We start from the raw sequence: 13509 nt of genomic DNA on the forward strand, positions 1-13509 counted from the left end.
GCCCTTGTGCTAAGTGTCTTGGGGTGATACTTAGCCTTATGGATCAGTATTCGACGCGATTGGACGGAATCTTCCAGGCACTTGCCGACCCGACGCGGCGCGCGGTGCTGACGGAACTCGGCAAGGGACCATCCAGCATCAGCGACCTCGCCAAGCCGTTCGACATGGCGCTGCCGTCTTTCATGAAGCACATCCACTTTCTCGAAGGCAGCGGCCTGATCCGGACGCAAAAACAGGGGCGCGTGCGCACCTGTGCCATCGAAACCAAGCAGTTTGCGATGATCGAAACCTGGCTGTCGGCGCAGCGCGCGGTCTGGGAAGGCCGCAATGATCGCCTGGAGCGTTTCGTTCTCGCCGAGCATGATCCCGAAAAGTTGTAGACTTTTCGGACAACGATCATGCGGCAAACAAAAAAGGCAGAGCGAAATGCCGCGGCATTTCGTTCTGAGCAGAACAAGGAGAAACCGGAATGACCGAGACCGTGAATCCCGAGACCGATCTGACCCTGTCGCGCATCATCAGGGCGCCGCGCTCCGCCGTCTGGAACGCATGGAGCGATCCGGCGAGCTTCGCCCGCTGGTGGGTCCCGGCGCCGGCCAGATGCAAGGTCGAGAAAATGGAGCTTCGTCCGGGCGGCGCTCTCGTCACGCGCATCAGCGAGGACGGTGGTGCCTTCCAGCCGCATCTCGATGCTTGTTTCCTGGCCATCGACGAGCAGGAACGCATCGTCTTCACCAATGCGCTCACCGGTGGCTGGCGTCCGGCCGATCAACCCTTCATGACCGCGATCATCACGTTGCGCGAGCATCCGCAAGGCACGGATTACGCTGCCCATGTCATGCACAAGAGCAAGGCTGAGCGTGACATGCATGAAGAGATGGGATTCCACGACGGTTGGGGCACGGTTGCCAGGCAACTCGCCGAACTGGTCGAGCCGGCTGAGCGGCCTGCTTTGAAATCGGCCTGAAACAGGTGCGTATCGGCATGGTGCGGCCATGCCAATATTTGGGCCGGCATTTGGAGCGCGCGGCGTGGCCTGATACATCTTCCGCCATGATTCTCGTGACTCGGAAGAATGCATGGAGCGCCTCGCCGGCCGGATAATTCTGCTCTGGGGTTGGCGACGCGCGCTTGCGGCCTTTCTGGCCGGCGCGCTGGCGGTTTTTGGGCAGGCCCCTTACGATTTCTTCGCCGTCTGCTTCATTTCCTTTCCGGTTCTGGTCTGGTTGCTCGATGGCACGACGGGTGAGGCGTCCGGCGGCTTTCTGAAGCGACTGCGACCGGCATTCGCCGTCGGCTGGTGGTTCGGTTTCGGTTATTTCCTGGCTGGCCTGTGGTGGATCGGGCAGGCGCTGCTTGTGGAAGCCGACGATTACGCCTGGGCACTGCCTTTCGCCGTGATCGGTATTCCGTTGCTGCTGGCCTTCTTCTATGGGGTCGCCACGGCTGTTGCCCGGCTTTTGTGGAGCAGCGGGCTGGGCCGTATCGCGGCGCTCGCTGTTGGTTTTGCCCTGGCGGAGTGGCTGCGTGGCTTCGTCCTGACCGGCTTTCCCTGGAATGCGGTCGGCTATGCGGCGATGCCGGTTCCCCTGCTGATGCAGAGCGTGTCGGCAATCGGCATGAACGGCATGAACGCGCTTGCCGTCTTCGTCTTCGCCATGCCCGCGCTGCTGGTTGGGCGGCGCAATCTTGCCGTGGGCGCGATTTTGGCGCTCGTCCTGGTCTGCGCGCATCTCGGCTTTGGTTATCTGCGGCTTACCACGCCGGTGCCGGCCGACCGAACGCTCGACATACGTATTGTCCAGCCGTCGGTGGACATGCGCGAGAAGTGGGACGCTTCTGTACGCGACCGCATCTTCGCGACCTTGCTTGGCATGTCGTCGACGCCGGATCCTGGCAAGAAAAAACCGCAGTTGATCCTGTGGCCGGAAACCTCCGTGCCTTTTCTGTTCACCGAGCGGCCGGATGCCCTGACCGCGCTTGGCGATACGCTGGCCGACGGCCAGATGCTGGTCGCCGGGGCGGTGCGGGAGGAGGGGGCGTCGGCCAATACCGGCGCGCGCTATTACAACTCGGTGGTCGCCATCAATGACAAGGGCGAGATCGCCGACGCCTTCGACAAAGTCCATCTCGTGCCGTTCGGTGAATATCTGCCTTTTGCCGAGCTATTGCGGCGCATCGGCGTAGAACAGCTGGTCGCCGGGCCGACGATGTTTTCCGCTGGAAACGACCGGCATCCCATTGTGTTGCCCGGCGCGATCCGCGGCCTTCCGTTCATCTGTTATGAAGTCATTTTTCCTGACGAAGTGGCAGTTGACGCTGCGTCAAGTCAGCTTATTGTGAACCTTACCAACGATGCGTGGTTTGGGGACACGCCCGGCCCTTACCAGCATTTCCGTCAGGCCCAGATACGCGCGGTGGAAAACGGAATGCCTCTGTTACGTGCGGCTAACAATGGCATCTCCGCGGCCGTGGATGCACGCGGCCGGATCCTTGATGCCCTGGCCATCAACGTCCGCGACACCATCGATTTGAGCATCCCGGTTGCATCGTCATCCGATGTGATCTCAGCCGGCCAACGGCGCGTTAACGGATATCTGATTATGCTCGCCCTTGCCCTGATTGCTTTCGTTTTTTCCGTAAGGCACAAGCTACCGGCGAATTGACAGCCAGTATTTTAGAAACCCATTATGGAGCGGTTGGCATCTCTCGCACGCTGTCGCTTTTTTCGAACGAGATGGGAGCTCAGGTCAGAGGTTAGGCGTCAAAAACACAAGAAGCCGGAAGAATTCGGCGAGGATAAAATGGTAGAAGAAAACAAGAAAAAACCAAACCCAATTGACACTCATGTTGGCAGTCGCATCAGATTACGGCGTAACATGCTTGGAATGAGCCAGGAAAAGCTTGGCGAGAACCTTGGAATAACTTTCCAGCAAATTCAGAAATATGAGAAGGGTACGAACCGCGTCGGCGCCAGCCGCCTCCAGGCGATAGCTTCCATCATGAGCGTGCCGGTTTCCTTCTTCTTCGAAGATGCTCCAGGACAGGATGGCATTCCGCGCGGCGGTTTTGCCGAGGACAACGCCATGGCTCTGGCGGCGGAATTCTGCTCGACGCCCGAAGGCCTGCAACTCAATCGCGCTTTCGTGAAGGTCGCCGATCCGAAAGTTCGCCGGCGGATCATCGACCTCATCAAGTCGCTCGCCGGCGATGAAGCAAGCTGAATCGGGACGCGATTATCCGGTCGTCATCACATGGCGGCCGGCTTTACCTGGAACATCGCAATCCAGGGAATTTTGTTCCACTGCCGCATCGGGCTTTGATATCCGATACTGCGCAATCGTCTTGACGAGGCCGGCGCAGCCCCGCTAACACGTGGCCCGCTAGATCGGCGATCTGCCGATTGCTTTCCAGAGGGGACACCCGTGTCGCGCCAGAACTATCTCTTCACATCCGAATCCGTTTCCGAAGGTCACCCCGACAAGGTGTGCGACCGTATCTCCGATGAGATCGTCGATCTCGTTTACCGCGAAGCCAGGAAGACAGGCATGGATCCGTGGAAGGTCCGCGTCGCCTGCGAAACGCTTGCCACCACCAACCGCGTTGTGATCGCGGGTGAAGTGCGTGTGCCTGAGACGCTGCTGAAGAAGGACAAGGCCGGCAACATCGTCAAGGATTCGGCCGGGCACCCGACCGTCAATCCCTCCAAGTTCAAGTCGGTCGCGCGCAAGGCGATCCGGGAGATCGGTTACGAACAGTCCGGTTTCCATTGGAAGACCGCAAAGATCGACGTGCTGCTGCACGGCCAGTCGCCTGATATCGGCCAGGGTGTCGACAACGCCGCCGACCGCCAGGGCGAAGAAGGTGCCGGCGACCAGGGCATCATGTTTGGCTATGCCTGCCGTGAGACGCCGGACCTGATGCCGGCGCCGATCTATTACAGCCACAAGATTCTCGAGCTGCTGGCCGACGCCCGCCACAAGAACAATGGCGATGCCGGCAGGCTTGGTCCGGACGCCAAGAGCCAGGTCACCGTGAAGTATGTCGACGGCAAGGCCGCCGAGGTCACGCAGATCGTGCTTTCCACCCAGCATCTCGAAGAAAGCTGGGATTCCAAGAAGGTCCGCAAGGTCGTCGAACCCTATATCCGCGAAGCATTGGGCGACCTGAAGATCGCCGGCGACTGCAACTGGTACATCAATCCGACCGGCAAGTTCGTGATCGGCGGGCCCGACGGCGACGCAGGCCTCACCGGCCGCAAGATCATCGTCGACACCTACGGCGGTGCTGCACCGCATGGCGGCGGCGCCTTCTCCGGCAAGGATACCACCAAGGTTGACCGTTCGGCCGCCTATGCCGCGCGCTACCTTGCCAAGAACGTCGTGGCGGCCAAGCTTGCCGACCGCTGCACCATCCAGCTTTCCTACGCCATCGGCGTTGCCCAGCCGCTTTCGGTCTATGTCGACCTTCACGGCACCGGCGCCGTCGACGAGGCCAAGCTGGAAGCGGCGCTGCGCGAGGTCATGGACCTGTCGCCGTCCGGCATCCGTCGCCACCTCGATCTCAACAAGCCGATCTATGCCAAGACTTCGTCCTACGGCCATTTCGGCCGCAAGGCTGGCCGGGATGGCTCTTTCTCCTGGGAGAAGACCGATCTGGTGAAGGTGCTCAAGGACGCCGTCGCCAACAAGGTCGCGGCCGCCGCCTGAGGCGACCGTTTCTGACATGGAAGACGAACCGCGCCGCAGCCGAACGAGTGAAGCCTTTTTCGGACGGCGGCGCGGCAAAACCATACGTCCCGCGCAGGCAACTGCTCTGGAGGTCGGCCTCCAGAGCTACCGGCTCGATCTGGCGCAGCCGGCGCCGAAAGAACTGCAAGGCCTTTTTGGGGCCTCCGTTTCTTCGATCCGGCTCGAAATCGGTTTCGGCGGTGGCGAGCATCTGCGTCAGGAGACGCTGACGCATCCTGACACCGGTTTCATCGGCGCCGAACCTTTCGTCAATGGCATGGCCAAGATGATGGTCGCGCTGGCGAAAGAGCCCGCGGATAATCTGCGCGTCTTCGACGACGATGCAGCCCTGTTGCTCGACTGGCTGCCGCAGGCCTCCCTCGACTGGATCGACCTTCTCTATCCCGACCCGTGGCCCAAGAAGCGGCACTGGAAGCGGCGTTTCGTCAGCCCCGTGAATCTCGACCGTTTCGCGCGCGTTTTGAAGCCGGGCGGCAAGTTCTGCTTTGCTTCCGACATCGATACCTATGTGAACTGGACGCTCCAGCATTGCCGTGCACACCCGGCCTTCGCGTGGCAGGCGAACGAAGCGGCCGACTGGCACACGCCTTACCCCGGCTGGGAAAGCACGCGCTATGAAGCCAAGGCCATCCGCGAGGGGCGCCGTACCGCCTACCTGACGTTTATCCGACGATAGAGCAATTCCAGGAAAAGTGTGTAACGGTTTTCCGTCCGGAATTGCGTTAAAACAAAGAGTTAGAGCGTTTCCGCGTTTCCGTGAAAAACGGAAACGCTCTAGCGTCGTCTATCCGACGACGGTGTCGTCACTCGCTTTGTCTGCGGGTGAAGAAGCCGGCGGAAACGTGACGCGCGCGCGCAATCCCTTGCCGGATGCGGGCGTTTCGAGCGTGAGCCTGCCACCGAACAATTCGGCGATCTCTTCCACGATCGGCAGTCCAAGCCCGCTGCCGGGCTTGTCGGCACCGGCCCCGCGCGAAAAGCGCGTGCGAACCGCGGCCAGCTTGTCCGGCGGAATGCCTGGGCCGTTGTCTTCCACCTCCAGAACCGCTTCGTCCCCGCCAGACACGCGCACCGTGATTTCGGCTCCGCTGCCGGCATAGGCGATGGCGTTGTCGACCAGATTGCCGACCAGTTCGCCGATGAGCAGCGGTTCGCCCCTGATCGCGACCGTTTCACCGCCTTCGAAGCCGAGATCGGCGCCGGCCGCATTTGCCTCCATGACGCGGTCGGCGACGCCTTCCATGGTGACGGTGGTGAGATCGACCGATGTCGTCTCGATCATGTCCGATGCGGCGGCGTCGATGCGCGCCAGGAGAAGCAATTGGGCAAGGACGTGCTCGGCGCGCACGATTGCAGTATCGGCGGTCTGGGCCGCGGCTTTCGCTTCGGCGAGTGATTTCGCGCGGCCAGCGAGCGCGAGCTGTGTGCGCACGATGGTCATCGGCGTGCGCAATTGATGGCTGGCATTGCCGGTGAAGTTGCGCAGCCCGGACAGGGCGGCACCCAGCCGCACCATGAAGGAATTCACCGTTTCGACCAGACCGCGCACCTCCCCCGGTACGCGGTCGTCGATCGGGTGCAGGTCGTCGGGGCTGCGTTCGGCAATGGCGGAACGCAGCCGGTAAAGCGGTTGCAGCGAAGCATTGACGGCAAACCAGGTGATAAGGGCCGCGCCGCCGATCAGCACCGCCAGCCGAAGGGCGGAATGCAACAGGATGGTCTGGGCAAGCTGGGTGCGCGCGATGGTGGTTTCGGCAACCGTCACCACGAAGGGGATGGAATCGACACCGGTCGAGGCCGAGCGGGCAAGGGCAGCCAGCCGGATCGGTTCGCCACGGAAGGTCGCATCGGAAAACTGTGCTCTCTCCGGCGGCGGTGCCGGCATGATGGGCAAGGTGTCATAGCCGGTGATGAAGGTGCCCGGCGGGCCGTCGACCCTGTAGAATACCCGATCCTGAGCAGCCGAAGTCAGCATTTCCAGGGCCACATACGGAATGTCGACTTCGAGGGTACCTTCCTCGGAAACGACCACACGCTCGGCAATCGCCAGGGCCGAACCGGCCAGTACGCGGTCCGACGCGGCGTTTGCCGTCCCGATCGCCTCCCGCCAGGTGTCGAGCAGGGCGATCACCCCGATCGCGATCAGCGGCACGAGCAGCCAGAACAGCAGTCGGCGGCGCAGCGAATAGGGCGCGGCGACTGCCATCAGCAAATCTCCCCCATGCTTCCGCTACACTTTCTCGAGATAGTAGCCGATGCCACGTGCGGTCCGTACGGTTACGCCATAGGGGGCAAGCCGACGCCGCAGCCGGCTGACATATTGCTCGATGGCGTTGAAGGACAGCTCCTCGTCGAAGCCGGCCAGCGATTCCAGGATCGATTGTTTCGGCACCACTTTGCCGGTGCGCAGGAACAGCGTTTCGAGCAGGCTCACTTCGCGCGCCGGCAAATCGAGTGGCATGCCGCCGCCTGAGAAACTGCGCGAGGTAAGATCGAAGGTCACATCGCCGAACGAGACGATTGACGATTTCAACCCTGCGTGGCGCCTCAGCAGCATACGCACGCGCGCTTCCAGTTCATCGACGTCGAAGGGTTTGGTCATATAGTCGTCGGCGCCGAGGTCCAGCCCCTTGATCTTGTCATGCAGATCGGCGCGTGCGCTGAGGATGAGCACACCTGGCCCGTCCTGACGCGCACGGATGCTGCGCAGCACCTGCAACCCGTCCATGCCGGGCAGGTTGAGGTCGAGGATGACAAGGTCGACCCGCTCGGCGGCGAGCACGGCAAGCGCCGATTGCCCATCAACGACGTGGTCGACTGCGTAGCCACTGCCTTTCAGCACGGCCACAAGCCCGTCGGCCAGGGTCTGCGTGTCCTCCACCACCAGAATGCGCAACCGGAACTCCTTGCCGGAAATCGTTTTCCCGAGCCTAGAGCATGATCCCGAAAAGTTGCAGACTTTTCGGATGAAGATCATGCGCAAGACAAAGAGACAGAGGAGCAGTACCGATCCATCCTGATCGCTTTCCGCTCTGGCAGACTTTCGTGCGCACCAAACCGCCGCAACCTGCGGCGCTTGTGGATGATCGCGGGCTCGGGCAAGTTGGCCACTATGCGCTTTCTAGTCATCGTTCTGCTGGTTTTGGTGTCGAGGCCTGCGCAGGCCGAAACGACGCTTTTTCCGGCTCTCAACGGTGACGCGGGCGCGCGTACGCTGATCGTTTATTCCGCGCTGGACGCGCCTTTGGCCAAGGGCATGATCGAAGGGTTTCGCCGCGCCAATCCCGGCGTCGCGGTGCGCTACGAGGAATTGCTGACCGGCGACATCTATACGCGCATCATCGAAGAGACCAACGCTGGCCAGAACACCGGCGATGTCGCCTTTTCATCCGCCATGGATCTGCAGGTCAAACTCGCCAATGACGGCTATGCGCAGGAAAGCGACCTGCCGATGAGCGCACGCTGGCCACGCTGGGCGAACTGGCGCAACACCGCCTATGCGCTGACCTTCGAACCGGCAGTCTTCGTCTATCACAAGCCGAGTTTCCGCGATGTCTTGCCGCCGGCGACACGTTCCCAGTTCGTCGACTATCTCGAACGCAACGCCGACGCCGTGCGAGGCAAGATAGCCACCTATGACATCGAGCGCTCCGGCGTCGGCTTCATGTTCATGGCGCGCGACCAGGAACAGTTTCCAGACATCTGGTCGGTCATCCGCAGCATGGGCAAGGCCGGCGTCAAGTTGTATTCGAGAAGCGCTGCAATCCTTGAGCGCATTGCCGATGGCCGGGCAGTCCTGGGCTACAACATCCTCGGTTCCTATGCGACGGATTGGGCGGCACGCAATCCGGATGTCGGCATCGTCATGCCGAGGGATTATACGGTCGTCATGTCGCGCATCGGCCTCGTGCCGAAGGCGGCGGCTTCGCCGGATCTCGGCCGCGCCTTGCTTGCCTATTTCATGTCGGCTGAGGGGCAGACGATCATGGCGCGCGATCTCCACATCGCTGCGGTTAATCCGGATGTGTCGGGTGAAAACACCGCCAATGCCATCCAGGCCACGATGGGCGCACAGCTCCGTCCGGTTCCGGTGAGCCCCGGCCTTCTCGTCTATCTCGATCAGGTCAAGCGCAACCGCCTTGTTGAACGCTGGAACGCGGCCCTGCAAGGCCGCTGACCACGAAGCGGTGGCAAAGGCCTTGTGTTTGGGTCATGATCGCTCTGCCGGGCAGGATGTCAGTCAGATGTCAGCTTGCTCGGTTAGCATTTCTGTCGGTTTGGCTGTTGGAGGCGGCTGGGCCTGCAGGTCTGGGAGGAGAGGGGCCACAACGGCCGGCACCGGGGCGAAGGCAGAAGCCTTCGACGGCAGCTATCCAAAACCACCGTTCTCCCAGGGTTGTCTCGACGCGACGCCAGCCGTGCGACGCGAACCAATGCGAACACGACGCCAGCCGACCCCAATGGGCTGCGTCTCAAGGGAGAGAGACCGTGAAGAAATTCCTTCTGGCGACCATCGTGGCGAGTGTGATGGCCATTCCGGCCTTCGCCGCCGACTACAAGATCATGGCCCCTGCGGCACCGGGCGGCGGCTGGGACCAGACCGCGCGCTCCATGCAGAGCGCGCTGCAGGATGAGAAGATTTCCAGCTCCGTACAGGTAACCAACGTGCCGGGTGCAGCCGGCACCATCGGGCTGGCCCAGTTCGTCAACCAGGCCAATGGCGATGCCTCGCAACTGCTTGTCGGCGGCTATGTGATGGTCGGTGGCATCTTGACCAACAATTCGCCGGTGACGCTCGAGCAGGTAACGCCGATCGCGCGCTTGACCGGCGAATACGAGGTGGTTGTGGTGCCTGCCGCATCCGACATCAAGGACATGGCCGGCCTGGTAGCCAAGCTGAAGGCGGATCCGGGTTCTGTGTCGTGGGGCGGCGGCTCCGCAGGCGGCACCGATCACATCACAGCTGGCCTGATCGCCAAGGCGGTCGGCGTCGATCCGACCAAGGTCAACTACATCGCCTTCTCGGGTGGCGGTGAGGCGCTTGCGGCCTTGCTCGGCAACCAGGTCACCGTCGGCATCTCCGGCTATGGTGAATTCTCCGAACAGGTGAAGGCCGGCACGCTGCGGCTCATCGGCATTTCCAGTGAAAAGCCCATTTCTGGCATTGAAGCGCCGACCTTCAAGGAAGCCGGCGTCGACGTCGCTATCCAGAACTGGCGCATGGTTGCCGCCGCGCCCGGCATCAGCGCCGAGCAGAAGGCTGCGATCGTTGCCGATATCGACAAGATGGTGAAGTCCGCCGCCTGGCAGAAGATCCTCACCGACAAAGGTTGGGAGAACACCTATCTGGCCGGCGACGAATTCACTGCGCAGCTGAAGAAGGACACCGAACTCACCGCCGGCGTTCTCAAGGACATCGGCTTGGTCAAATGAGCGAAACCTCCTCCAAACAGACATCGCGCCGCCCTGATTGGGCGGCGCTTGCCATTGCCATCGCGCTGGCCGTCGTGGCGATCGTCGTTGTCTGGTCGACGGCGCGGCAGACTGGGGCCGCGAGTTATGCCCGCATCGGGCCGACCACTTTCCCGTATGTGATCGCTGCAGTCTTCTTCATCCTGGCGATCTGGACGGCATTCGAAGGCTGGCGCGGCGATTTCCCCGAGCGCGAACAGCAGCAAATCAGCCCGATCCTGTGGATCGTCGGTGGCCTGGCCGCGCAAATGCTGCTTTTGAAGGTCGCCGGGTTCTCGATTGCCACCGGCCTGCTGTTCGCGGCCACGGCGCGCGCCTTCGGCAAGGGGCCCCTGTGGAAGACGATCCCGCTCGGCATCGTGTTTGCCTACGTCATCTGGGTGATCTTCGCGCGCGGCCTGTCGCTTTCGCTGCCTGCCGGCCCGCTTGAACATCTTTTGTTTTGAACGGAATTAGCGGACGAGGCTCATGACAACGTTCGAACTCCTCGCGCACGGGCTTGTGGTCGCCCTGCAGCCGATGAATTTGCTTTATGCGCTGATCGGCGTGACCTTGGGTACCGCCGTGGGTGTTCTACCGGGCATCGGTCCGGCGCTGACGGTCGCTCTTCTCCTGCCGGTGACTTACAAGCTCGACCCGGCCGGCTCACTCATCATGTTCGCCGGCATCTACTACGGCGGCATGTATGGCGGCTCGACAACATCGATCCTGCTCAATACGCCGGGCGAGAGTTCCTCGATCGTGACCGCGCTCGAAGGCAACAAGATGGCGCGCGCCGGACGCGGCGGCCCAGCGCTTGCCACCGCCGCCATCGGTTCCTTCGTTGCAGGCCTTATCGCCACCGTCGGCCTTGCCTTCATTGCGCCGACGATCGTGAAACTGGCGCTTTCTTTCGGTCCCGCGGAATATTTCGCGCTGATGGTGCTCGCTTTCATGACCGTATCGGCCGCCTTCGGCGAATCGACGCTGCGCGGCCTGACCTCGCTTTTCATCGGCCTGTTGCTCGGCCTGATCGGCATCGACCTGCAGACGGGTCAGGCGCGGCTTGCCTTCGGTATTCCGGACCTGCTTGACGGTGTCGAGGTGACGACGCTGGCCGTGGCCCTTTTCGCCATTGGCGAGGCGCTTTCAGTGGCTGCGGCCAAGGGCGGCGATTCGACGATCCAGGCGATCAAGGGCTCGGTGTGGATGACGCGCGAGGATTGGCGTAGGTCCTGGAAGCCGTGGCTGCGCGGCACGGCGATCGGTTTCCCGATCGGTGCCATGCCGGCAGGCGGTGCCGAGATTGGTACCTTCCTGTCCTATTCTGTAGAAAAGCAGTTGGCTGAGAAGCCGGAGGAGTTCGGCAAGGGCGCCATCGAAGGCGTCGCGGGACCCGAGGCCGCCAACAATGCCTCGGCGGCAGGCACCCTGGTGCCGTTGCTGACGCTCGGTTTGCCGACGACGGCGACGGCCGCCATCATGCTTGCGGGCTTCCAGCAGTTCGGTCTGCAGCCGGGGCCGCTGCTGTTCGCCACCAATCCGCAACTGGTCTGGGGCCTGATCGCCAGCCTTCTGGTGGCCAACCTCATGCTCCTGGTGCTCAACCTGCCACTGATTGGGTTGTGGGTGAAACTGCTGACCATTCCGACGCCTTGGCTCTACGCTGGCATCCTGATGTTCGCGACGCTCGGCACCATCGGTGCCAACCCGTCGACCTTCGAACTCGGGCTGCTTCTGGCTTTCGGCCTGCTTGGCTATGGCTTGCGGCGTTTCCACTATCCGATCGCACCGGTGGTGGTGGGGCTGATTCTGGGGCCGCTGGCGGAACAGCAATTGCGCCGCGCGGTCGCCATCAGCCAGGGCGATCCTTCCGTGTTGTTCCATTCCTGGATCGCGGTGGGGCTGTGGGTGCTTGCGGCCGCTGCGGTGCTGGTTCCGCTCTATCTGCGCTGGCGCGGCAAGGACAAGATCCTGTCGCAACTCGGCGGTGATGAAGACTGAACGGAGCGTTCTGACCGGCAAACACGTCGCCGGATCGTTCCCATCCAGCGGAGGCATTTGCCTCCGCTTTTTCATTGTCTGGCGCTAGATGCAATTCCAGGAAAGCTTTGTTGCGGTTTTCCGTTCGGAATTGCATAAAAACAAAGAGTTAGAGCGTTTTCGCGTTTCCGTGAAAACGGAAATGCTCTAGATGCGACGGATCTTGGCGAACTCGACCGGGTCGATGCCGAGGCGGCGAAGGTCTTGGCCCTTGGGGGCGCGGTTGCCTTCCACGGCGCCGGCCGCATTGATCGCGCTGCCGACGAGGTCGATCAGGTTGCGAAAAGCGGTTCTGCTGGTGCGCACGGGCTTGCTCCATTTCTCTGGCACAGCGTTTTGCTGCGCTGCACAAAAGATAGGAGGCCGATGGTGCGGCTAACAGGTCTTTCACGGCAAGTCTGCCATGCGGTGCGCGCATGGGTGGAAATCGGTCGGTGCCAAGTTGTGTCAGGATTCGGCTCGATGGGCTGAGCCCACAACGGAGCCTTGCAATTCAGTGCCGCCATTGTTATATCGGCGTCAAATTCTTGGTCGGTATGACGAAGAGTGGGTCCACCCGGTCCCGCTCTTTTTTGTTACCGGCCGTCGCCAAGAGATTCGAGCAACGGACACCGGATGTCATCAAGCCAGGCCGATAGCGACGACCGTATCATCCGCGAGAGCGGTATCGATGCACGCATCGCCATCATCGTCGAGCCGGTGCTGCGTGGCATGCGCTTCCGTCTCGTGCGTGTACGCCTGTCGGGTCAACATGGCCTGACGTTGCAGATCATGGCCGAGCGCGAAGACGGCACCATGACCGTCGAGGATTGCGAAGAAGTCAGTCGTGCGATCTCGCCGGCGCTCGATGTCGACGATCCCATCGAGAAGGCGTATCATCTGGAAGTGTCTTCGCCCGGGATCGACCGGCCGCTGGTTCGCACGTCGGATTTCGTCACCTGGACCGGCCACCTGGTCAAGCTGGAGACTTCGGTCCTCATCACCGACCGCAAGCGCTTCAAGGGCAAGATCGCGGAAGCCGATGCCGACGGCATCCTGCTGGAGCGTGACAAGGCGGCCTACGGCGAGGAGCCGACGGTGCGCATTCCTTTTGATGCGATTGTCGAAGCTCATCTCGTGCTGACCGATGATTTGATCCGCGAAGCCCTGTCGAGGGACAATCGGGCGCGCAAGGAAGCCAAGAAACACCGCGGCGACGTTGATGCCGCAGAAGAAACAGAAGCTGAGAAGTGAATGAGCGGCCGCCGGCTAGGGCGGCCCTGTT

14 protein-coding genes are annotated in these 13509 nt (G+C 61.9%); 11 read left to right on the forward strand and 3 right to left on the reverse strand.

What is annotated here, in order from left to right:
* The first annotated feature begins 38 nt into the window (after positions 1–38).
* The 6 genes from ACFWXH_RS01705 (at position 39) to ACFWXH_RS01730 (ending at position 5427) form a co-directional block, all read left to right on the forward strand.
* Positions 39–380, forward strand: coding sequence for an ArsR/SmtB family transcription factor (locus ACFWXH_RS01705; protein ID WP_379116966.1), 342 nt, complete (start codon positions 39–41; stop codon positions 378–380).
* An 89-nt stretch (positions 381–469) separates the two neighbouring features.
* Complete coding sequence (locus ACFWXH_RS01710) at positions 470–967, forward strand: SRPBCC family protein (protein WP_379116968.1); 498 nt, start codon at positions 470–472, stop codon at positions 965–967.
* A gap of 112 nt (positions 968–1079) precedes the next feature.
* Positions 1080–2666, forward strand: a complete 1587-nt coding sequence (gene lnt / locus ACFWXH_RS01715; protein ID WP_379116970.1) for an apolipoprotein N-acyltransferase — start codon at positions 1080–1082, stop codon at positions 2664–2666.
* A gap of 138 nt (positions 2667–2804) precedes the next feature.
* The gene (locus ACFWXH_RS01720; protein ID WP_054309124.1) at positions 2805–3224 is read left to right on the forward strand and encodes a helix-turn-helix domain-containing protein; all 420 of its coding nucleotides are present in this window, start codon (positions 2805–2807) and stop codon (positions 3222–3224) included.
* Between the two features lie 201 nt (positions 3225–3425).
* The gene (gene metK / locus ACFWXH_RS01725) at positions 3426–4709 is read left to right on the forward strand and encodes a methionine adenosyltransferase (protein ID WP_379116972.1); all 1284 of its coding nucleotides are present in this window, start codon (positions 3426–3428) and stop codon (positions 4707–4709) included.
* 16 nt (positions 4710–4725) lie between these two features.
* Positions 4726–5427 (forward strand): tRNA (guanine(46)-N(7))-methyltransferase TrmB, encoded by a 702-nt coding sequence (locus tag ACFWXH_RS01730; protein WP_379116974.1) that lies wholly within the window; start codon positions 4726–4728, stop codon positions 5425–5427.
* A gap of 108 nt (positions 5428–5535) precedes the next feature.
* On the opposite strand, the gene ACFWXH_RS01735 is transcribed toward ACFWXH_RS01730, so the two are convergent.
* Entirely contained in the window at positions 5536–6957 is a 1422-nt protein-coding gene (locus ACFWXH_RS01735; RefSeq protein WP_379116976.1) for a sensor histidine kinase N-terminal domain-containing protein, read from the reverse strand.
* A 24-nt stretch (positions 6958–6981) separates the two neighbouring features.
* Positions 6982–7647: a response regulator transcription factor gene (locus tag ACFWXH_RS01740; RefSeq protein ID WP_379116978.1), complete on the reverse strand. Its 666-nt coding sequence runs from the start codon at positions 7645–7647 to the stop codon at positions 6982–6984.
* A gap of 216 nt (positions 7648–7863) precedes the next feature.
* Between ACFWXH_RS01740 and ACFWXH_RS01745 the strand changes: the two genes are divergently transcribed.
* From ACFWXH_RS01745 to ACFWXH_RS01760, 4 genes are all read left to right on the forward strand, one after another.
* On the forward strand, positions 7864–8928 hold the full coding sequence (locus ACFWXH_RS01745; RefSeq protein WP_054309463.1) for an ABC transporter substrate-binding protein: 1065 nt from the start codon (positions 7864–7866) through the stop codon (positions 8926–8928).
* 311 nt (positions 8929–9239) lie between these two features.
* Complete coding sequence (locus tag ACFWXH_RS01750) at positions 9240–10184, forward strand: Bug family tripartite tricarboxylate transporter substrate binding protein (RefSeq protein ID WP_379116981.1); 945 nt, start codon at positions 9240–9242, stop codon at positions 10182–10184.
* Complete coding sequence (locus ACFWXH_RS01755) at positions 10181–10669, forward strand: tripartite tricarboxylate transporter TctB family protein (RefSeq protein WP_054309118.1); 489 nt, start codon at positions 10181–10183, stop codon at positions 10667–10669. Before ACFWXH_RS01750 ends, ACFWXH_RS01755 begins: the two co-directional genes overlap by 4 nt.
* Positions 10670–10691: 22 nt before the next feature.
* The gene (locus ACFWXH_RS01760) at positions 10692–12206 is read left to right on the forward strand and encodes a tripartite tricarboxylate transporter permease (RefSeq protein WP_054309117.1); all 1515 of its coding nucleotides are present in this window, start codon (positions 10692–10694) and stop codon (positions 12204–12206) included.
* Positions 12207–12392: 186 nt separating this feature from the next.
* On the opposite strand, the gene ACFWXH_RS01765 is transcribed toward ACFWXH_RS01760, so the two are convergent.
* Positions 12393–12551, reverse strand: a complete 159-nt coding sequence (locus ACFWXH_RS01765; RefSeq protein ID WP_379116983.1) for a hypothetical protein — start codon at positions 12549–12551, stop codon at positions 12393–12395.
* A gap of 309 nt (positions 12552–12860) precedes the next feature.
* Here ACFWXH_RS01765 and rimP point away from each other — a divergent pair, with 309 nt between their 5' ends.
* On the forward strand, positions 12861–13478 hold the full coding sequence (gene rimP / locus ACFWXH_RS01770; RefSeq protein WP_379116985.1) for a ribosome maturation factor RimP: 618 nt from the start codon (positions 12861–12863) through the stop codon (positions 13476–13478).
* Positions 13479–13509 lie beyond the last annotated feature (31 nt).

The organism is Mesorhizobium sp. NPDC059054 (assembly GCF_042739215.1).
Lineage (GTDB): Bacteria > Pseudomonadota > Alphaproteobacteria > Rhizobiales > Rhizobiaceae > Mesorhizobium.

What these genes read in the sequence shown, in the direction of transcription:
- ACFWXH_RS01705 (WP_379116966.1), top strand. Translation starts at nt 39, where the DNA reads ATGGATCAGTATTCGACGCGATTGGACGGAATCTTCCAGGCACTTGCC.
- ACFWXH_RS01710 (WP_379116968.1), top strand. Translation starts at nt 470, where the DNA reads ATGACCGAGACCGTGAATCCCGAGACCGATCTGACCCTGTCGCGCATC.
- lnt (WP_379116970.1), top strand. Translation starts at nt 1,080, where the DNA reads ATGGAGCGCCTCGCCGGCCGGATAATTCTGCTCTGGGGTTGGCGACGC.
- ACFWXH_RS01720 (WP_054309124.1), top strand. Translation starts at nt 2,805, where the DNA reads ATGGTAGAAGAAAACAAGAAAAAACCAAACCCAATTGACACTCATGTT.
- ACFWXH_RS01730 (WP_379116974.1), top strand. Translation starts at nt 4,726, where the DNA reads ATGGAAGACGAACCGCGCCGCAGCCGAACGAGTGAAGCCTTTTTCGGA.
- ACFWXH_RS01735 (WP_379116976.1), bottom strand. Translation starts at nt 6,957, where the DNA reads ATGGCAGTCGCCGCGCCCTATTCGCTGCGCCGCCGACTGCTGTTCTGG.
- ACFWXH_RS01745 (WP_054309463.1), top strand. Translation starts at nt 7,864, where the DNA reads ATGCGCTTTCTAGTCATCGTTCTGCTGGTTTTGGTGTCGAGGCCTGCG.
- ACFWXH_RS01755 (WP_054309118.1), top strand. Translation starts at nt 10,181, where the DNA reads ATGAGCGAAACCTCCTCCAAACAGACATCGCGCCGCCCTGATTGGGCG.
- ACFWXH_RS01760 (WP_054309117.1), top strand. Translation starts at nt 10,692, where the DNA reads ATGACAACGTTCGAACTCCTCGCGCACGGGCTTGTGGTCGCCCTGCAG.
- rimP (WP_379116985.1), top strand. Translation starts at nt 12,861, where the DNA reads ATGTCATCAAGCCAGGCCGATAGCGACGACCGTATCATCCGCGAGAGC.